The sequence below is a fragment of the Aquimarina brevivitae genome (genome assembly GCF_004216895.1).
GTDB lineage: Bacteria > Bacteroidota > Bacteroidia > Flavobacteriales > Flavobacteriaceae > Aquimarina > Aquimarina brevivitae.
Genome location: NZ_SGXE01000001.1, coordinates 1,493,754 through 1,513,358, shown reverse-complemented (window position 1 = coordinate 1,513,358; position 19,605 = coordinate 1,493,754). Strand labels below are relative to the sequence as shown.

General features: G+C 37.4%; 19 protein-coding genes. 5 read left to right on the top strand and 14 right to left on the bottom strand.

The window, feature by feature from the left end; all coding sequences use genetic code 11:
* Positions 1-91 precede the first annotated feature (91 nt).
* From EV197_RS06625 to EV197_RS06565, 13 genes are all read right to left on the bottom strand, one after another.
* Entirely contained in the window at positions 92-1,129 is a 1,038-nt protein-coding gene (locus EV197_RS06625) for a serine hydrolase domain-containing protein (RefSeq protein ID WP_130285936.1), read from the bottom strand.
* A gap of 199 nt (positions 1,130-1,328) precedes the next feature.
* A complete protein-coding gene (locus tag EV197_RS06620) occupies positions 1,329-1,757 on the bottom strand; it encodes a VOC family protein (protein WP_130285935.1) in 429 nt (142 codons plus the stop codon).
* 197 nt (positions 1,758-1,954) lie between these two features.
* Positions 1,955-2,428, bottom strand: coding sequence for a hypothetical protein (locus tag EV197_RS06615; RefSeq protein ID WP_130285934.1), 474 nt, complete (start codon positions 2,426-2,428; stop codon positions 1,955-1,957).
* 448 nt (positions 2,429-2,876) lie between these two features.
* Positions 2,877-3,605 (bottom strand): DUF7003 family protein, encoded by a 729-nt coding sequence (locus EV197_RS06610; protein WP_130285933.1) that lies wholly within the window; start codon positions 3,603-3,605, stop codon positions 2,877-2,879.
* A gap of 8 nt (positions 3,606-3,613) precedes the next feature.
* Positions 3,614-3,967 carry a hypothetical protein gene (locus tag EV197_RS06605; protein WP_130285932.1) on the bottom strand — a complete coding sequence of 118 codons (354 nt, stop codon included), beginning with the start codon at positions 3,965-3,967 and terminating at the stop codon, positions 3,614-3,616.
* 214 nt (positions 3,968-4,181) lie between these two features.
* The gene (locus EV197_RS06600; RefSeq protein WP_130285931.1) at positions 4,182-7,634 is read right to left on the bottom strand and encodes a pyruvate carboxylase; all 3,453 of its coding nucleotides are present in this window, start codon (positions 7,632-7,634) and stop codon (positions 4,182-4,184) included.
* Positions 7,635-7,788: 154 nt separating this feature from the next.
* Positions 7,789-8,889: a TRAP transporter substrate-binding protein gene (locus EV197_RS06595; RefSeq protein WP_165389013.1), complete on the bottom strand. Its 1,101-nt coding sequence runs from the start codon at positions 8,887-8,889 to the stop codon at positions 7,789-7,791.
* A gap of 18 nt (positions 8,890-8,907) precedes the next feature.
* Positions 8,908-10,251 (bottom strand): TRAP transporter large permease, encoded by a 1,344-nt coding sequence (locus EV197_RS06590; RefSeq protein WP_130285929.1) that lies wholly within the window; start codon positions 10,249-10,251, stop codon positions 8,908-8,910.
* Positions 10,252-10,752, bottom strand: a complete 501-nt coding sequence (locus EV197_RS06585) for a TRAP transporter small permease subunit (RefSeq protein WP_130285928.1) — start codon at positions 10,750-10,752, stop codon at positions 10,252-10,254. It abuts the gene before it with no gap.
* Positions 10,753-10,818: 66 nt separating this feature from the next.
* On the bottom strand, positions 10,819-11,580 hold the full coding sequence (gene yaaA / locus EV197_RS06580) for a peroxide stress protein YaaA (RefSeq protein ID WP_130285927.1): 762 nt from the start codon (positions 11,578-11,580) through the stop codon (positions 10,819-10,821).
* Positions 11,581-11,886: 306 nt separating this feature from the next.
* Positions 11,887-12,078 (bottom strand): cold-shock protein, encoded by a 192-nt coding sequence (locus EV197_RS06575; RefSeq protein WP_130285926.1) that lies wholly within the window; start codon positions 12,076-12,078, stop codon positions 11,887-11,889.
* A gap of 132 nt (positions 12,079-12,210) precedes the next feature.
* Positions 12,211-13,260 carry an RluA family pseudouridine synthase gene (locus EV197_RS06570; protein WP_130285925.1) on the bottom strand — a complete coding sequence of 350 codons (1,050 nt, stop codon included), beginning with the start codon at positions 13,258-13,260 and terminating at the stop codon, positions 12,211-12,213.
* A gap of 28 nt (positions 13,261-13,288) precedes the next feature.
* Complete coding sequence (locus EV197_RS06565) at positions 13,289-13,882, bottom strand: PASTA domain-containing protein (RefSeq protein WP_130285924.1); 594 nt, start codon at positions 13,880-13,882, stop codon at positions 13,289-13,291.
* Between the two features lie 97 nt (positions 13,883-13,979).
* Here EV197_RS06565 and EV197_RS06560 point away from each other — a divergent pair, with 97 nt between their 5' ends.
* From EV197_RS06560 to EV197_RS06540, 5 genes are all read left to right on the top strand, one after another.
* A complete protein-coding gene (locus EV197_RS06560; protein WP_130285923.1) occupies positions 13,980-14,963 on the top strand; it encodes a D-alanine--D-alanine ligase in 984 nt (327 codons plus the stop codon).
* 55 nt (positions 14,964-15,018) lie between these two features.
* Positions 15,019-15,483, top strand: a complete 465-nt coding sequence (gene coaD / locus EV197_RS06555; RefSeq protein WP_130285922.1) for a pantetheine-phosphate adenylyltransferase — start codon at positions 15,019-15,021, stop codon at positions 15,481-15,483.
* 30 nt (positions 15,484-15,513) lie between these two features.
* Positions 15,514-16,245 (top strand): hypothetical protein, encoded by a 732-nt coding sequence (locus EV197_RS06550; RefSeq protein WP_130285921.1) that lies wholly within the window; start codon positions 15,514-15,516, stop codon positions 16,243-16,245.
* A 188-nt stretch (positions 16,246-16,433) separates the two neighbouring features.
* Positions 16,434-16,763 (top strand): hypothetical protein, encoded by a 330-nt coding sequence (locus EV197_RS06545; RefSeq protein WP_130285920.1) that lies wholly within the window; start codon positions 16,434-16,436, stop codon positions 16,761-16,763.
* Between the two features lie 55 nt (positions 16,764-16,818).
* Entirely contained in the window at positions 16,819-17,640 is an 822-nt protein-coding gene (locus EV197_RS06540) for a class I SAM-dependent methyltransferase (RefSeq protein WP_130285919.1), read from the top strand.
* A gap of 3 nt (positions 17,641-17,643) precedes the next feature.
* On the opposite strand, the gene EV197_RS06535 is transcribed toward EV197_RS06540, so the two are convergent.
* Complete coding sequence (locus EV197_RS06535) at positions 17,644-19,494, bottom strand: SulP family inorganic anion transporter (protein WP_130285918.1); 1,851 nt, start codon at positions 19,492-19,494, stop codon at positions 17,644-17,646.
* Between the last annotated feature and the right edge of the window lie 111 nt (positions 19,495-19,605).

Genomic DNA, 19,605 nt, shown 5'->3' with positions numbered 1-19,605 from the left:
CCTATTTGATGTAATTGGTTTAGCCCGGTCAGAAACACTAGCGAGAAGGTTATTTAATGATGATTACTATTATAAGTACACACTACCGTGATCAATTATTGCTTTTCAATAGCTTAACAATTCGATCATACATTATTTCGGACATCGCCCAATTGTAACCCTCAAAGTCTACCGTGTTTGTAAATTGAACCACTACCGCATCTAAATCCTTATGATATTTGGCTATAGTTTGGTATCCAGGTACTAATCCGGTGTGCTCATACTTGTAGATTGAGGTATAGATTTGTTGTTCTTTATTGTCTCTAAAGGCAGAGCCGTCATTTAAAGCACGGATAAATTTGCTCAAGTCTTCTACAGTTGCTAGGATGGAACCCACATATTCGGTCTTCAAATCCTTTTTATAACCCACATAATACCCACTCATAACCGCATCAATATTCACCTCTTTTATTGAACTATACGTATGCATTAATTGTAGTGGATCTAAAATCTCTTTTTGGATATAATCAAAGGTATCATATCCAAGAACTCGATGGATGATGCTGTCAAGCAATACATAATTGGTATTGGAATATTCATAGTCTTCATCGGGTTTAAAATTGGCTGCTTTGTCCAAAATCAAAGCCAATTGTTTGTCTGTGGTTTTCTTTGGTGCATCCCAATACCTATAGCCATCAGTAAAATTAGGAATTCCACTTCTATGCTGCACCAACATGCGTAGGGTTATTTGATCAGCGTAGGCTATTCTATCCTTTAGTTCGGGCAAATAGGACGCAAGTGTGTTGTCCAAGGCTAATTTGTCATCAGCAACCAATTTTGCTACCGCTAAGGCTGTATACAGTTTACCGACGCTTGCTATTTTAAAAAGTGCATTGGGATCAGCTGGGGTTTTCTGTTCTCGGTTTTTATAGCCAGATACATACAATTCTGATGGGTTGCCTTTTTGTTGTACACAAACAATAATGCCTTCAAATCCATAGTCCGCTGCAGTATTCACTTGCTCCTGAACTGTAGTTGGGAGTGGCGTTATCCGAGCAATCACCACCGGCCACGGCACAAAATATAAGGAGAGTACTGTTCCTAAGAACAACACTAATAGAAGTAACCTTTTGGATTTAGGTTTAGTCATTCAAATTTTAATTATTGAGCAAATACTACTAAGGTAGAAATAAACACACCCAAATGTCTATTCCCGTTGTATTATTTTTCTACAAAGCTAGTTGTTTTTTGATAATCGTAGGTGGAGGTCTCTGTATACTCTGCGTTGCTGATGCGGTTGATAGTTATTTTAACACCTTCCATAGCATCGTGTACCATATCACTTCGATTTATGTAGCAAGAATAAATTGCCACGAAATGCCATATTTGTCCGCACACCAGCCAAACTTTTTACCAAAACCATAATCTCCTTCTCCTTTATAGTCCTCCAAAGGCACCATAATTTGACCCCCGTTTGAGGAAAGCTCTTCAAAAAGGTTTTGGATCAATGCTTTAGAATCATCACTAATTAAAAGTGAAACTGCAGGAGTAAAAGACCAGGCATGAGTATAGTTACTTTCTGAAACCATATAATCGGTTCCATTTAAGCTAACTAGTGCATATTTAATGAGATCAGGAGTGCCACCGGCTTCTCCTTCAGCATATTTACTAATGCGCTTAATTTCAGAATTCGGGAAGATAGAAGTATAGTAGTCTATGGCCTCCCCAGCTTTTCCGCATTGATCCCCTACGAAGGTTAAAAAAGGTGTTATTTGCATTTTTTCGCTAGTTAATTCAATGTGCTAGTTAGGCGCAACCCATGCGTTGAATGCTTTGTAGCATAATTTTGGATATTAAATTTAGTAAATATCAACCGAATATTTCTACCCCTAGAAAAAAATAATTGATAACTATTGGCGTACGAGCAAGATGCTCGCACCAGCAGGTAGCACTCTGCTTGCTATATTAATTTTGATCAATTGAATGAATCTGTCCATTCGTGGTTGCTGTTATAAGAATTACCAACCAACACCATTTTATTTTTATAGATCCAGCTCCAGAGTGTTAAATATTTGTACTTCATCCTCCACTCCGTATCGTTGTAGTTTGGAGAACCGTATAACTTGAGGGCTGTTTCCTTTGCTTTTTCAGTTTCGTGAAAAACAAAAATCATTTCATATAAAGGTTCTTCGCCGTCCTTATCAAAATAAAGATATACCTCTTTAATATCCTTTAGGTACGGTATCATCTTATACACTTTTCGGAATGAATTTTCTTCAATAAATTCGGCATCAGTAAACCGGTCTAAAAATCCTTCAAGTAACATGTTAAATACAAGTCCTTTATCTAAGCCTCGCGGAAAGGGTTTATCCACCTTTACCTCTTGAGCCTGAGCGGTTACACCGATCAGCACCAGTATTTTGAGCATTATTAAATATCTGTACATCATATGTTAGTTTGTATTAAACTATTCATTAACCTGACCGTATTTTTTGACCGATTAGGTTTATTTTACCTAAACAAAAGTAGTGCCATCATTCGCTTTTCACTATCTTCTGATAGCTTTAAGGAGTTAGCGAATGATTAAGTTAAAAATAGTAATAAATAGGATATTCAAAAGGTTACTATCATAAATCGTAGCTATCCTTGGCACTAGGCGTCAGCTATGAGAGTTACATTCAATAACAATTTCGATAAGTCAGGAGACGCAGTGTATTGGGGGTAGTAGAAATTAATAAACTTTCAATTTTATACTCAGCCAGAACATTATATTTTGTTTTTAATTTATTGATTCTTAAAAGCCAAATGAACGATTTGGTGCTTCTTGTAAATTGCTCTTAACTTCTTAATTCACATTCCAGGATATATGACATATACATTTTCCCAATGGCTTTAATTTAAAGCGCTCCCCCATCAGGCCAATTTTTCCAATGATTATTAGGTGAATTTTTGGGTTTATAAAATTCCTTTCGTCCAGTTTCTAAGACTTTTGCAATTTGCTGAAAAGTTTCATTGTTACTGGGTAGTTCCGAATCAGCACAATCAGGATGGAACCATTCAGTTAGTTCAAGAATCTTAGGGATATCCGTTGGTATTCTATCTCGAATTTCTTCTTCTGTTGCTTCGAAGTCTTTATTGAATTCAGGTTCTAACCCTCTTAAAAATTCCCAAACCAGAATCTTGTCGCTTTCCTCAAGTTCAATCCCTTTGTTCAAGTAAAATTCTCGACTATGAGTAATTAAGATTTCTTTACCACGTAAAGTCATAGTTTTTGCGTTTGGATTTAAGCTTTCTTCATACTCATCATCAAAAGTTGGAATGTCGGAGCTATTGTCTGTTATAAATAGAAAATTAGCGTTATCTGTTCCTGGATTTGTATTTATACAGTTTCCAAAAATGTGCAAACAGTTGTTAATGCCATTGTGTCCACCACCACGATAATTAAATCCTATAATCTCAATTATCAACGCCCATCTTTTTTCATTACGGTAAGCACTTAGCTTAGAGTGAATCGGGTAAATATATCCGTTGTCCAACATAGGGAATGTGAATTCTTCGGCACAATTATCAAGTTGCGTTAGAATTTCCTTTGCTGAATAGTCTCGTTTTTTCTTTAGCCCGAACATGTTTTGTTTTATGTTTTGTCTGAGATATGTATATGAATAGGGTATTCCACACCTAAAAATTCAGTAGTCAATGGTTCTTTGTCAACCTCAGAATTAAAATTTTTCTCGATATTGTTTAACTCCTCTTTACTAAATTTATGAAGTCCTATAGCTATTCGTTCTCCTTTAATGGATGTTTCTATGACCTTCCTATCCGATAACTTAATTATTAGGTCCACCTTAGCGTACAATAATCCATCTTTGGTTTGAATCATTACTTCTTCATCTTTAGAAACCTCACCTGAAAGAACTTTTCCTTGAAAACTGAAACATCTACCCCAGATATAGAATGCATCATCTGATACAAATTTGAAACTGTCCATTATTTATTCTAATAACTCACAACGTAGAAATAAAAACACCAATTCGTTTATTTCCATTATAGTATTATTTAGCTACAAAGCTAATTGTTTTTTGATTACTACCTTATTGGATCGATTGTTAACTCTAAAAGCGTTCGTCACTAAGCAAGAAAAAATGGGAAAGCTCAGCGGTATAGCGCTGTGACTTTCCCATTATGTTATAAAAGTGAATGCTTTATTTCAATGTCAGTACCAAATCATCGGCTTCTACCATAGTGCCTGATTTAATAACGATCTTTTTTACCGTAGCCGCTTCATTGGCAGTGATGGTGGTTTCCATCTTCATTGCTTCAATGATAAACAACGGTTCATTTTTCTTTACTTGCTGACCTGTTTTGACCAACACCGAGGATAAGGATCCTTGTAGTGGCGCAGCAATCTGTTTCGGATCGCTCTTATCGGCCTTAACGTGTACTACCTTATCTACTTTGATGGAATTATCCTGAATCTCTACATTTCGGGTTTGCCCATTGACCTTAAAGAATACGGTGACCATACCTTCTTCATTAGGCTCTCCAATAGAAATCATCTCAATCAATAAGATCTTACCTTTATCCAGTTCTACTATAATTTCTTCTCCCGGGGTCATGCCGTAGAAGAAATTCTTGGTAGGAATGTTCATCACATTACCATACTTCAAGTGGTGATTATAGGCACCTGTAAATACTTTAGGATAGAGTTTATAAGATAAGAAGTCGGTAATATCCAGCTCACGTCCCATTCCCTTTTTAAAAGTTTTTTGGAAATCTTTGAACTCCTCTTCAAAATCAATAGGTTCTAGATGCGCATTAGGTCGGTTGGTAAAGGCTTCTTGGTCCTTTAGAATTACTTTTTGTAATTCTTTAGGAAATCCACCTTCTGGCTGACCTAACTCTCCTTTAAACAAACTCACTACCGACTGAGGGAAAGATATTGACTCTCCTCGCTCTTTTACATCTTCGATAGTTAAGTTATTACTTACTAAATACTGCGCCATATCACCTACTACTTTGGAACTTGGCGTTACTTTAACCAGGTCTCCAAAAAGCTTGTTCACCTCCCCATACATCTTAGTGATTTCGTGGAAGCGATCGGATAGCCCGAGTCCCTCTGCCTGTGGTTTAAGGTTGGAGTATTGTCCTCCTGGAATTTCGTGCTGGTATACCTCGCCAGTACCGGATTTTAATCCAGATTCAAAGACGTAGTAATACTCGCGCACGGCTTCCCAATAATGAGAGTATTCATTTAATTTATTAATATCGATCTTGTTTTCGCGCTCATGGAATTTCAACATTTCCACAATTGCATTAAAGTTGGGCTGTGCTGTTAATCCAGACAGTCCGCCTAAGGCTACATCCACCACGTCTACTCCTGCTTCAATCGCTTTGAGATAGGTTGCAGATTGTACCGAAGAGGTATCGTGGGTGTGTAAATGGATCGGAATATTAATTTCTGCTTTTAATGCACTTACCAACTCCGAAGCTGCATATGGCTTAAGTAACCCAGCCATATCTTTAATCCCTAAAATGTGTGCACCGGCATTTTCGATATCCTTAGCCAGTTGTACATAATACTCCAGTGTATATTTAGTAAGTTTTGGATCCAAAATATCTCCGGTATAACATAACGAACCTTCTGCTAGTCCATTGGTGCGCTTGCGTACGTGCTCGATACAAGGTGCAATCGATTGCATCCAGTTAAGCGAATCAAAAATTCGAAATACATCTACGCCGTTCTCCCAGGATTGTTCTACAAATTTTTCCACCAGATTATCTGGATAGGCCGTATATCCCACCCCATTAGATCCTCGGATTAGCATCTGTAGCAAGAGATTAGGCATTGCTTCGCGCAACAAGCGCAAACGCTCCCACGGGTTTTCTTTTAAGAATCGCAGACATACATCAAAGGTAGCTCCTCCCCACACTTCCATACTAAATACTTCTGGGTGGTTCTTAGCGAAACCTTCGGCTACTTTGAGCATATCATAAGTACGCATACGCGTAGCCAATAAACTTTGATGGGCATCGCGCATGGTAGTATCCGTAAAATGAACTTTCTTTTCATTTTTTAACCACTGCGCAAACTTTTCGGGTCCTAGTTCGGTTAATAGATCTTTGGTTCCTTTAGGGAAACCGTTATCATTTTCGAAGGTAGGAACCTGAGGCTCTACAAACTTTTTGTTCGGGTCAAATTGTTTGACATCAGGGTTACCATTAACAATAATATCCCCTAAAAAGTTGGCCAGTTTCGTAGCTCGGTTTCTGGATTCTTTTATTTTAAATAATTCCTTGGTGTCTCTGATAAAGTTAACGGTAACTGCTCCTTTTCTAAAGGTTTCGTGCTGCAGAATGTTATCCAAAAAGGGCATATTCGATTTTACCCCACGGATTCTAAATTCAGACAAGGCTCTACGCATTTTTCTGCACGCACCATCCAAGGTTCTACCACTAGCTGACACTTTAACCAACATCGAATCAAAGAATGGAGAAATGGTTACCCCTTGATAAACACTACCTGCATCCAATCGGATCCCAAATCCTGAAGCACTACGATAGGTAGTTATGGTTCCATAGTCTGGTTTAAAATCATTTTCAGGATCTTCTGTGGTAATTCTACACTGCAAGGCAAAACCCGTTGTTTTCAGGCTCTCCTGACTTTCTATTTTGATTTGTTTGTCGGATAGTTTATACCCCCCGGCAATAAAGATCTGTGCTTTGATCAGATCAATACCGGTTACCACTTCGGTTACGGTATGCTCCACCTGTACTCTAGGGTTTACTTCAATAAAATAAATACTACCATCATCATCCACCAAAAATTCTACCGTACCAATATTATTATAATCCACCGCTTTACAAATGGTCAATGCATATTGGTATAAGCTATCTAATATCTTCTGATCAACGCCGTGTGATGGCGCATACTCAATTACTTTTTGATACCTACGTTGTACGGAACAGTCACGCTCAAATAGGTGTACCATATTACCATGGTGATCCGCCACAATTTGGATTTCAATATGCTTAGGGTTTTCTACAAATTTTTCAAGAAACACCGTATCATCACCAAATGCATTTAAGGCTTCTCTACGAGATTCTGGGAAGGCTTTTTCCAATTCCTCCTGGGTACGGATGACGCGCATACCACGACCTCCACCACCAGAAGCTGCTTTAAGCATCACTGGGTAACCAATACGCTTGGCTTCTTTAACCGCGATTTTTATGTCCGTTAATTCCTCCTTATTACTTTGAATAATTGGGATATCATTCTCTATCGCTACTTGCTTTGCGGTAATCTTATCGCCTAAGGCCTTTAACACGGAAACCTTAGGTCCGATAAAAATGATTCCATTATCCTCACAACTTTGCGCAAATTTTGAATTTTCAGACAAGAATCCATATCCAGGATGTATGGCATCCACATTATTTTGTTTTGCTACTTTGATGATCGCATCAATATCCAGATACGGCTTTAAGGGTTCATTATTTTTACCAATCTGATAGGCTTCGTCGGCTTTATACCGGTGCAAAGAGTATCGGTCTTCGTAGGTATAAATCCCTACAGTTTGCAGCCCTATTTCTGTACAGGCTCTAAAAATTCTAATGGCGATTTCCCCACGATTGGCGACTAAAACCTTTTTAATTTGCATGGTGTTACAGTATGTTATTTAAAAGTGTATTATATTAATTTTAGCGAACATTCGCTGCGAAGATAGAGATAAGATAATTTCTTCGCAACTTGTTTTGGATAAGTTATGTAATAATTTTAACATATAAAACACCAAAATAAAACTTATGGTGCTATCATTGTTGAATCTTATTATAATACGCTTTCTCGGTAACCTTAGACCATTTCGCTATTTGTTTTTGAAAGTTTGAGTAGCTTTCATAGACCTCTTTGGATAGCGGATCGTCTCCAATCATTTCTTGTATAGCTTCTTCTTTATACTTGCGGAGCGCATCTAATGTTTCTTTAGAAAACTCGCGTACCTCAACACCCTCTTCATTGACCAGTTTATCTAGATAAATTCCATTTTGTTTATCAAACTCAGATAACACCCATACCTGTGCTTTCTTAGAAGCCGCATCTAGTGCTGCTTGCAGATGTTTAGGCAATCCATCAAAGAGGTTCTTATTGATAAAAAATTCTAATTGAGAGCCCGGTTCGTGCCATCCTGGCGTATAATAATACTTGGCAATTTTATGAAAACCCATTCTATAATCATGGTAGGGACCTATCCACTCTGTAGCGTCAATAACACCCCGTTCTAGACTGGTATAGATTTCACTACCTGCCACTAATACTGCTGCTCCACCTGCTTTTTCTAATACTTTGCCTCCTATACCGGGCAGTCGCATTTTTAAACCTTTAAAATCTTCGATAGAATTGATCTCGCGATTAAACCACCCCCCCATTTGCACTCCTGTATTGCCCCCCATAAAAGGTACCAGATTAAATTTAGCGTAGGTTTTTTTCCACAGTTCATACCCGCCGCCAGTTTCTAACCAAGCAGTGAGCTGCTGACTATTCATCCCAAAAGGCACTGCGGCAAAAAATTGTGCCGCTGGGGTTTTGCCAGCCCAATAATAGGACGCACCACATCCCATTTCAATGGTTCCCTGAGATACCGCATCAAAAGCCTCCAATGGCGGTACCAACTCGCCCCCACCATACACCTTTATTTTAATCTGTCCGTTGGTTAACTCATCTACCCACTGCGCATATTTCTCTGCCACCTCTCCAAGTACCGGAAAGTTTGGTGGCCAGGTGGTGGTCATTTTCCAATACAAAACGGTTTCGGGTTTAACCGCTTCATAGGACTTAGGATTCATACTTGCCGGTGGATCTCCTAAACAACTGGATACCACTGAAAAAACAATAAGGAGCGCTATTTTTTTAAACATAGGATTTTCATTTATAGGTTATGATTTCAGGATTACCTCCGGAAAAAATAACACAATGGCTACTATTAGTAATTGAATAATTATAAAGGGAATAATCCCTCTATAGATTTGACGTGTAGTCACTTCTGGAGGCGTAACGCCTTTGAGATAAAATAAAGCAAACCCAAAAGGAGGTGTCAAAAAGGAAGTTTGCAAATTTAAGGCTATCAATACTCCTACCCATAACATATCCACGCCCAGTGCATTGAAAACTGGGGTTACTACTGGAACTATAATAAATACAATTTCAATAAAGTCAATAAAAAAACCAGCGATAAACACCACTAGCATAACCAACAACAAGAATAACATAGGAGACAGTGCTGATGAAACAATCAATTCTCGTAAATAGGCATCACCACCCAAACTTCGAAATACGAGTGTGAAGGTCGTAGCACCAAGCAAAATAAAAAATACCATAGCGGTTAATTTGGCCGTTTCCTGTACCACTTCTTTTACCACCGCATAGGAAAACTTTTTTTGCAATATCACCAGTAAAGTAGCACCAATTGCACCAATCGCAGAGGCTTCGGTTGGAGAAGCTACTCCTGTAAAAATTGAACCCAATACCAATACAATAAGCAGTAGCGGTAAAAACAACACCTTGAGTACTTTAAGCCCAAAATTTTTCCCTCTAAATTCCGCAATTTCCTCAGCGGGTATGCTAGGCGCATCTTCTTTATTAAGGAATGATTTAAATAATATATAGAGCACGTATAAACCCACTAACAATAAACCAGGTAGTAATGCTGCAGAAAATAAGGCGCCTACATCAACTGAAGAAGACCCCTTAGAAGAACTATTAATCGTATCTGCCAATAATACCAGAACGATTGAAGGCGGTATGATCTGCCCTAAGGTTCCTGAAGAAGCGATTACCCCAGTAGAAAGTTCTGTGCTATAGCCTCTTTTTAGCATCGTCGGTAAACTGATCAGCCCCATCGTCACAACCGTTGCCCCAACTATACCCGTAGAGGCTGCCAGTAAAGCACCCACAATCACAACCGAAATGGCCAATCCTCCGCGCACCTGCCCAAACATCATAGCCATGGTTTCTAATAAACTTTGGGCCAGCCCTGATTTTTCTAACATAATCCCCATAAAAATGAACAAAGGCACTGCCATTAACACATAGTTATTTACTACGCCCATAATACGTGAGGGAAGCAAATAAAATGTTGACATCTGAAAGAGCTCTGGCGCCCATAAGGAAACACCATACGCAAATGCTATGGAAATACCTCCTAATGTGAAAGCTACCGGATAACCCCGTAGGATAAGTATGAAAATGAGTACAAATAATACAATAGCGAGATATTCCACTTAGTCCTTTTTAATAATGATGTGAAGTGATTTTAATATTTGAGATACCCCTTGTAATAGTAGTAGGCTAAACCCAAGTGTAATACAAAACTTTAAGACATAAATTCCTGGTAATCCACCAGGTTGGGGAGAACCTTCGCCAATTAAAAATGAAGATACGGCATAATACCAGGACGATACAATCACCACATAGCACCAGGGAATTAATAAGAATAGCCCACCAAGTAGGTCTGTCCAGGCTTTTCGCTTGGGTGACCATTTATTATAAAAAACATCTACTCGAACGTGTTTATCGTGCTGAAAGGTATAGCCAGATGCTAATAAAAACAAGATCCCAAACAAGTAAATCTCTACCTCGACCATCCACATATAGGTGAACCTAAATACATACCGTATAACCACATCCAAGGCAATGACAACCGCCATTAATGCTGCAAACCAACTGGCCGCTTGCCCAATCTTAGCACTGATTAGATCTAATATATGAATTACCTTTTGCATCTTCTGCGTATTAGACGCGTGAAGATACTAATTTAGAAAGAAAGAAAAAGCAATCTCAATGGCCGTTTATCTTACAAAAACAAGTTCGTTTTTCTTTTTGGTGTACTCCTCACTAAACCCATAACCATCGTAATTAAAACCTTTAAGATCTTCGATGGTCTCTGCATTAGTATCGATAATGTATCTCACCATAAGACCTCTAGCTTTTTTGGCATAAAAACTAATTACCTTTAGCTTATCGTTTTTCCAATCTTTAAAGACGGGCGTAATAACAGGAACTTTTAGCTTTTTGGTATCCACCGCTCCGAAATATTCGTTACTAGCCAAATTGATAAACAACTCATCATCTGCCAATTCATTATTTAAAGCTTTGGTTACCTCCTCTTTCCAAACTTCATATAGGTTATCATTACGCTCAATTGGTAGTTTGGTCCCCATTTCCAGTCGATAGGGCTGAATAAGGTCTAAGGGTTTAAGTATGCCATACATCCCGGACAAAATCCGTAAGGTATCCTGAAGTTTATCTAATTTATCTGTCGGAATAGTATACGCATCTAAACCTGTATAAACATCGCCATCAAAGGCATATACGGCGGGTCTGGAGTTCTTTTTAGTATGGTTTTCTTCAAAATCTTGATAGCGGGTATAATTAAGATCCGCCAATTTATCGCTAATACTCATTAACTCACCAATTTCTTGCTTTGACATCCTAGCGAGCTTGCGATTAATCTGCGCTGCAGTTTCTAAAAATTGAGGCTGAGTACCCCTTGTTGTTGGCAATTCTGACTCAAAATCAAGTGATTTAGCTGGAGATATAACGATTTTCATAGTTGCTGTAATTTTTATTTTTCTAAATAGTATAAAAAACTATAGGATTCTAAGTTCAAAAATACAATTGTTCTTTTTTCTAGCTTATGTTTTGCGTAAAGCTTTTTTATGTAAGAATCACATTTATCTATCTTATCACAGCGTTACTAACTTAGCCACATCAAGGTATTTCTAAAAAAAACATAGCTTTTAAGTTGATATCAAGCTCTGCTGAATAGAATGTGTATGGAAATTGATTAAAAAAAAGCATAAAAAAAACCTGCTTTTTGCAAAGCAGGTTGTACTAAAAAAATTAATTCGTATATATTAAATTACCTTAACATTTACTGCGTTTAATCCTTTTTTACCGTTTTGTAGGTCAAACTCTACTTCGTCTCCTTCTCTAATTTCGTCCACTAATCCTGAGATGTGTACAAAATGATCTGTGTTTGATCCTTCTTCTGTGATGAATCCATAACCTTTGGAGTCATTAAAAAATTTTACTGTTCCTTTGTTCATTATAATAAATTAAAGCAACAAATGTACATTAATTTTTATCGCTAGACGAATGAAGTAAGATTTATTTTAAAAATTATTTAATCAGCTTTAAATGCTTGCGGTACAAGTGTATACATTAAATTGCAAAAAATGCTAAGATTGCTCTATTTGGTTTTTAGCATAATTTCTCCAACGTTCAACACAAGATGCAATGTCCTCGGGAATTGGAGCCTCAAAATTCATTTTCTTATTCGTAGTAGGATGGATAAAGCCTAGGGTCTTGGCGTGCAATGCTTGTCTAGGCAATGTTTTAAAGCAATTATCAACAAACTGCTTGTACTTGGTAAAGGTTGTCCCTTTTAATATTTTTTCACCTCCATACCGCTCATCATTAAACAATGTATGCCCAATGTGCTTCATATGCACTCTTATTTGGTGCGTTCTTCCTGTTTCTAATTGACAAGAAACTAAAGTAACATAGCCTAATCGCTCCAATACTTTAAAATGGGTTATGGCTGGTTTACCCTTATACGCGTCTTCTCCTTCATAAACCGTATTCTGCAAACGGTTTTTAGGATGTCTGCCTATATTACCTTCAATGGTGCCTTCGTCTTCCTCTATATTTCCCCACACCAAAGCGATATACTCTCGTTCACTGGTCTTATCAAAAAACTGTTTAGCCAGATGCGTCATCGCCTCTTCTGTCTTAGCAATAACTAATAATCCGCTGGTGTCTTTATCTATTCTGTGAACTAATCCAGGGCGCTCGCTACTGTTATTAGGTAAGTTATCAAAGTGATAAATCAAGGCATTGATCAAAGTACCCGAATAATTACCGTGGCCTGGGTGCACCACCATACCTGCTGGTTTATTAACCACCAATAAAACCTCATCTTCATAAACAATATCAAGCGGAATATCTTCTGCGATTAATAGGTTTTCATAAGGTGGATGAGAAAACAACACCCTAACTACATCATTGGGCTTTACTTTGTGGTTGGATTTAACCGCCACGTCATTAACATACACACAACCTTCTTTAGCTGCCTGCTGTATTTTATTTCGCGTAGCGTTTTCAACAAAATTCATCAAAAACTTATCCACTCTTAGCGGCACCTGTCCTGCTCCTGCTACAAACTTATAATGTTCATAAAGCTCATCATCGTTTTCATCAAAATCCTCTTTCTGGCTATCCTGTGACATGTTTATTTTTTATATAGAGTGTTGCAACCTATTGATTCTCCTCAGTAAGGTTGAGTTTTTGCCCACCGTTATCTCCAACAACCAAATCGATAGTGGATGTTTTTTCGAGCATAATACCCGGTTTTATTTTTTGACCCTTATATCTCAGTTCTAAAACCTGATCTGACATATCTGGCTTATAGGTCACCGTACCAATTTTAAAACCTGAAGCAATGAGCATAGGCTCTGCTTGCCTTCTGGTTTGTTGAACCACATTAGGCACTTCTATTTTTTGATAACCTGATGGATTTAGAGTTACGTAAATCTTTCTGTTTTCCTTTACGGTGCTTCCGCCTTTGGGATCCTGATCAATAATACTATATCGTGGATATTCGGGATTAAAATTTGCAGAATCCTCTCTTAATTTAAGCCTTAACTCTTTAGAAGCTAATACTTCTTTGGCTTCATCGATAGACATTTTGCTAAGATCTGGCACTTGAATTCGTTGATCATGATTAGTGGTGCTATCCAACCATTGAAGGGCTACAAACCCAATAATCACCGTAAGCGCAATAGCTAGTACCAGTTGAATTAAGAAAATCTTGCTGTAAATAAACTTAAATAGTCCCTTAAAAAAATTCATCCTATTAATTATGTATCGGGCAAAGATATAAAAACGCCTGATTATAATAATTTGTTATGGGATAAATGATATTTTTGTGAGGTAGTAATTTATTTTTATGAAAAAAAATATCGCCATCTTAATGGGTGGATACTCTAGTGAATTTGATATCTCCATTAAAAGTGGAAATAATGTTTTTAAGCACATTGATCGAACAAAGTACAATCCCTACCGCATATTTATCACCAAAGAAAAATGGTACTATGTAAATGAATCGGAGGAAAAAGTAATGGTCGATAAGAATGATTTTTCCGTATTGATTAACGGAAACAAAGTTCATTTTGATGCTGCCTTTAATATAGTTCACGGTAGCCCAGGAGAAGATGGATTACTACAAGCCTATTTTAAATTGTTAGCGATTCCACAAACCGCTTGTAATTTTTATCAAGCCGCACTTACCTTTAATAAAAGAGATTGTATTAGCGCCCTTAAGCCCTATGGAATCGTAACAGCAAAAAATTACTTTTTAAATAAAGGTGATGCTATTCATGAAAATGAAATTATTGAGCGGGTTGGATTGCCTTGTTTCGTAAAGGCCAATAAATCCGGAAGTAGTTATGGCATCTCTAAAGTAAAAACTAAAGAAGAACTTCAACCGGCTATTGCACTAGCTTATAAAGAGGATGATGAAATTATTATCGAATCCTTTTTAGATGGAACAGAAGTATCCGTAGGCGTAATTACTTATCAGGGTAAGGATTTGGTCTTACCTATAACTGAAATCGTATCTGAAAATGAGTTCTTTGATTATGAAGCCAAATATTTAGGAAAATCTCAGGAAATAACTCCCGCAAGGATCTCCAAGCAGGACGAAGAAAATGTAAAACAACTTGCGCTAAAGATTTATAAAACCCTCAAAATGAGTGGTTTTTCAAGAAGTGAGTTTATCTTTCATAAGGGTGAACCTCATTTTATTGAAATGAATACCAATCCAGGATTTACAGAAGCTAGTATATTGCCTCAGCAGGCGGCAGTCTTAGGTATCAGTATACAGGAGTTGATTACCAACAGTATTGAGGAAGCGATTTCTAAAGAAGCCTAAGGCTAGTATTTTACTTTTTGTACATTTGGCTAATTAAAACTTCACACCTTATATTATGAGAAGAGCAGTTTTTCCGGGTTCTTTTGATCCAATTACGTTAGGCCATTACGATATTATAAGAAGAGGACTTACCTTATTTGACGAAATAATTTTGGCCATTGGCGTTAATGCGGATAAAAAGTATATGTTTAGTCTGGAGGATAGAAAAAAGTTTATCGAAGAAGCTTTTAAGGATGAGCCAAAAATTTCGGTTAAAACCTATAAAGGTCTAACTGTGGACTTTTGTAGAGAGCAAAATGCTAATTTTATTTTGAGAGGACTTCGAAATCCAGCGGATTTTGAATTCGAAAAAGCAATAGCACATACAAATCGAAAAATGTCCGAGATAGAAACCGTATTTTTATTGACTTCATCTGGTAAGAGTTACATATCATCTTCTATCGTTAGAGATGTTATTAGACACGGAGGAGACGTTACAGGATTAGTTCCAGATACTGTAAACATAAAAAGTGCGTTATAGTATCAAACTATAATCTTAACACACCTACCTATGTCTACTAAATTTCAAACTATTGGTCTTAGCCTTTCTCTACTTTTTTCACTATTCTCGTGTAGTTCTGATGATGGAGCTTCCGACAACGACGGCTTAAATCCAATCGCCTGCAATGAAACCGAAAACATCGTCTACGAAGAAAAAGATGGTTTAATAACGGTTGAATTTGAAAGCAACCCTAATCTATCTGATTGGCAAAAAGAGACAGCTATCAATGAATTTTTAGGCACGCATTATATCATTTGGAAAGGCGATCAGTCCTTAAATAATCCTGGAAATGGACTACTAACCTATAAAATTCAAATTAACAACCCGGGTACGTATAGATTTTTATGGAGATCTAGAATAGCTCAAGGCACTTCAGGCACCGAACACAATGACTCATGGTTACGATTTGCTGATGCTGATGATTTCTACGGTCAAAAAGATCAAAGCACGGTTTATCCACAAGGCACCGGACAAACACCTAATCCAAATGGCGCCAGTAAAGATGGTTGGTTTAAGATTTACCTTAATGGAACTGGTAGCTGGAAATGGCAAGCAAAAACCAGTGACAACGATCCGCATCAAATCTTTGTGGTTTTTGATAATCCAGGGATATACACCATGGAAGTTTCCGCTAGGTCTTCTTACCATGCTCTAGATCGATTTACACTCTTCAATACTAACGTAAGCGTAGAAACAGCTACTGATGACGCTAACGAAGTAAGCGCTACACTTTGTGATTAAAACACAGGGCAACTGTCTTACATTCAGCAATATACATGTAAAATGTGTATTTTTTTACGGTTCAGCCGTAATTTTTGTGTAGTTCATCGGTAATTTTGTGTTTTTATCTAAAACCTTAAAAATCATTTTCTTAACAAATATTTTACATATATATTCGCATCAGTAATAATTAATTCATAAGCCCCAAAATGAAAAAATTAGTTTTTATCTCTTTAGTATTTTTAAGTTTAAGTGCAACTGCTCAAGAAGCAAAAATTCAAAATGAAACCAGCACTGAAGTAACTAAAACAACTCCTACTAAATACGATTTTTACAAAACTTTAGTATCTGTAAATAAATTTGATATTACTATCAATGAGGATAAAGGTGTTGCTTTAAAAACTAAGGAAGATTTTTACAACGAACTAATGGACAAAAATGGTTTTACCATTGATGAAAAAAAGAATACGAGATTAGCCGGTACACTGAACAAAGAGATGACGTTACCTAAAGACACCACACAGGTAACTGGCTTATAGAATACTATTACATAGATTTCATATCTTAGATCTGTTTTTTAACAGATCTTTTTTTATGCAAATACACGAAACCGCTTTTATCGTATCTCACTACCGAGCCCAATTTGAAAATATCAGTAAAGACCCTTATGCTAAACTTTGGCATAACCCAAAAACTGCAGCGCTACTGCCCGACATTCTAGACAACGTTTCTCCACACGAAGCAATTATGCACTGCGTAAGAAATCGATTCTTCTTTGAGCAGTTACACGATTTTTTTAAAAAGCATACTAAAGGAACGTTGATTAATTTTGGTTCGGGGTTTAGTATGTACCAATATATGCTACCTGACCACGTTTTAACTATAGAAATTGACAAGGAGAGTATTCTTCAGTTTAAGGAACGTAAAATTGTCGAATGGACTCAAAAAAATAAGTTACCTCAACGAACAACGAAGTATATCAGTCTCGATTTTAATTTGCAACCCCAAGAAGAGATTGTATCCAAGATAAGCTCCTTACTGGATAACCAGCCTAACTTTATACTCTTAGAGGGTGTTTTATTTTTTCTAAGTCCAGCAACGCGAGATAAGATTTTTGCCGTATTTAAAGCATTACAAAAATCCGGAGATCTAATTGGTAGTGTCTCTTATCTTCCTGAGGTTGAAAATACAGCTGTCTATCAACGTTTACTTGATTACTTCAATGCAAATAATGACTTGAATGATTCTTTTATGCATCAAACCACACCATTATCTTTTTATGAAAATTTAAAGGACTATACTATCTTACAACAATCTAGTGAATTGGAAACCCTAGCTACTTTTGCGCCTACACACGATGCACCAGAACCATCGGAGTGCCTCAATGAAAGCTTGTATATTCTGCGCAAAAATTAAGCCCTATTCCATTGCTTTTGCCATTACGTGATAGCGTGGATCATCAACATTATGCTCAATAACGCTTGCCAATTTAGGAGAAGCTTTGATCATAAGTTCTTGACACTCCTCACTAAGGTGCTTTATTTTTACCCGTTTACCAGCTTGTTCATATTTACCTACTAAAGCCCATATAGCTTCTAAGGCAGAATGGTCACTTACTCGAGATTCCATAAAATCAATTTCTACACGGTCGGGATCTCCTTGAACATCGAATTTACTATTAAAAGCCTGAATGCTTCCAAAAAATAAAGGCCCCCAAATTTCATATACTTTAGTACCATCTTCTTTGAGGTGTTTTCGTGCTCGAATTCGTTTTGCATTTTCCCAGGCAAAAACCAATGCTGACATAATAACCCCTGTTATAACGGCAATAGCCAAATCAAAGAAAACAGTTAACAGGGATACCGCCAATAAAACAATGGCGTCACTGACCGGAATCTTACTGATGATCCTAAAACTAGACCAGGCGAACGTACCGATAACCACCATAAACATTACGCCTACCAGAGCAGCAATGGGCACCTGTTCAATCAAACCTGAAGCAAATAAAATAAACAACAGCAAGGTAACTGCCGCTACAATCCCCGATAATCGAGTTCTTCCGCCAGATTTGATGTTAATGATGGACTGTCCTATCATAGCACATCCACCCATACCACCAAACAAACCGGTAAGGATATTGGCACCACCCTGGGCAAGACATTCTCTATTGGTATTTCCTCTGGTTTCTGTTAACTCATCAATAAGGTTTAAGGTCATGAGCGACTCAATTAACCCAATCGCTGCCAATATCAAGGCGTAAGGTGCTATAAACTTAAGGGTTTCTAAATTCATAGGAATTTTACTAAATATATCTAGCTGAAACTGCGGTAGTCCACCTTGTAGTCCTTCTCCCCCTCCGTCGCGTATAAAACTACCAACCGTTGCTACATCTAGTTTTCCTAAAATAACAATGGCAGAAACGACCACTATACCGATTAAAGCTTCTGGTAATTTAGAGGTAAATTTCAATTTAGGCAGTCCCCACATCATAAGCATGGTTAAAAACACTAAGCCAAGCATCATCAACAGTTCTTTGGTTGGCAACCAGGATTTTGCTTTTCCCTTTTTTTCAATAGAATAAATCTTATTAGTTGCGTCGTCAAAATTAAAGACTACCTCTTTTGTAGCGATATCAAATACTTGTCCCTGATCAATGATATACTTTTCAGTTCCGGTAGCGGGATCTATAAGTGTATTGTTTTTTCGTGTTAACACCTTCATATCCGTTGATGCATCATATACTGTATTGTCTTTGATAGTGTATTGAGCCGCTACGGAAGCGGTGTTAAATTTATCATTACCAAAAACATCCTTTTTAGTCTCTTGGAACATCCCTAGTTGAGAAAGAAAAATAACAATGGCCAATCCGTTCACAAATCCCATCATTACAGGGTGCGGTATCAATCGTACAAATTTTCCGAGTTTAAAAACACCTGCCATCATTTGAATCACCCCCATTAAAATCACAGTTGCGAATAAATAGTATAATCCAAGTTCTTCTCCAGGAGCCCCCATCGCATTACCTTCTGCTACCAAATGCACCATAACGACTGCTAATGCTCCCGTTGCACCAGAAATCATACCTGGACGTCCTCCAAATATGGAGGTTATCAATCCTACCATAAATGCAGCGTACAATCCCACTAATGGATCCACACCCGCAACAAATGCAAAAGCCACGGCTTCTGGCACTAAAGCTAAGGCAACCGTTAAACCGGATAATATATCATTTTTGGCATTTGCCACTCTTTTTCTTACAAATTCAGTCATGGTAGTTGGTTTTGAAGCCGCAAAAATACGGTTATTTTATCCCTAGACAAGGAATATCATACCTCTAATTTACAATTTTGAAAGATTGTAGCTCTAATTTATGCCGAATGT

What these genes read in the sequence shown, in the direction of transcription:
- EV197_RS06625 (WP_130285936.1), bottom strand. Translation starts at nt 1,129, where the DNA reads ATGACTAAACCTAAATCCAAAAGGTTACTTCTATTAGTGTTGTTCTTA.
- EV197_RS06620 (WP_130285935.1), bottom strand. Translation starts at nt 1,757, where the DNA reads ATGCAAATAACACCTTTTTTAACCTTCGTAGGGGATCAATGCGGAAAA.
- EV197_RS06615 (WP_130285934.1), bottom strand. Translation starts at nt 2,428, where the DNA reads ATGATGTACAGATATTTAATAATGCTCAAAATACTGGTGCTGATCGGT.
- EV197_RS06610 (WP_130285933.1), bottom strand. Translation starts at nt 3,605, where the DNA reads ATGTTCGGGCTAAAGAAAAAACGAGACTATTCAGCAAAGGAAATTCTA.
- EV197_RS06605 (WP_130285932.1), bottom strand. Translation starts at nt 3,967, where the DNA reads ATGGACAGTTTCAAATTTGTATCAGATGATGCATTCTATATCTGGGGT.
- EV197_RS06600 (WP_130285931.1), bottom strand. Translation starts at nt 7,634, where the DNA reads ATGCAAATTAAAAAGGTTTTAGTCGCCAATCGTGGGGAAATCGCCATT.
- EV197_RS06595 (WP_165389013.1), bottom strand. Translation starts at nt 8,889, where the DNA reads ATGTTTAAAAAAATAGCGCTCCTTATTGTTTTTTCAGTGGTATCCAGT.
- EV197_RS06585 (WP_130285928.1), bottom strand. Translation starts at nt 10,752, where the DNA reads ATGCAAAAGGTAATTCATATATTAGATCTAATCAGTGCTAAGATTGGG.
- yaaA (WP_130285927.1), bottom strand. Translation starts at nt 11,580, where the DNA reads ATGAAAATCGTTATATCTCCAGCTAAATCACTTGATTTTGAGTCAGAA.
- EV197_RS06575 (WP_130285926.1), bottom strand. Translation starts at nt 12,078, where the DNA reads ATGAACAAAGGAACAGTAAAATTTTTTAATGACTCCAAAGGTTATGGA.
- EV197_RS06570 (WP_130285925.1), bottom strand. Translation starts at nt 13,260, where the DNA reads ATGTCACAGGATAGCCAGAAAGAGGATTTTGATGAAAACGATGATGAG.
- EV197_RS06565 (WP_130285924.1), bottom strand. Translation starts at nt 13,882, where the DNA reads ATGAATTTTTTTAAGGGACTATTTAAGTTTATTTACAGCAAGATTTTC.
- EV197_RS06560 (WP_130285923.1), top strand. Translation starts at nt 13,980, where the DNA reads ATGAAAAAAAATATCGCCATCTTAATGGGTGGATACTCTAGTGAATTT.
- coaD (WP_130285922.1), top strand. Translation starts at nt 15,019, where the DNA reads ATGAGAAGAGCAGTTTTTCCGGGTTCTTTTGATCCAATTACGTTAGGC.
- EV197_RS06550 (WP_130285921.1), top strand. Translation starts at nt 15,514, where the DNA reads ATGTCTACTAAATTTCAAACTATTGGTCTTAGCCTTTCTCTACTTTTT.
- EV197_RS06545 (WP_130285920.1), top strand. Translation starts at nt 16,434, where the DNA reads ATGAAAAAATTAGTTTTTATCTCTTTAGTATTTTTAAGTTTAAGTGCA.
- EV197_RS06540 (WP_130285919.1), top strand. Translation starts at nt 16,819, where the DNA reads ATGCAAATACACGAAACCGCTTTTATCGTATCTCACTACCGAGCCCAA.
- EV197_RS06535 (WP_130285918.1), bottom strand. Translation starts at nt 19,494, where the DNA reads ATGACTGAATTTGTAAGAAAAAGAGTGGCAAATGCCAAAAATGATATA.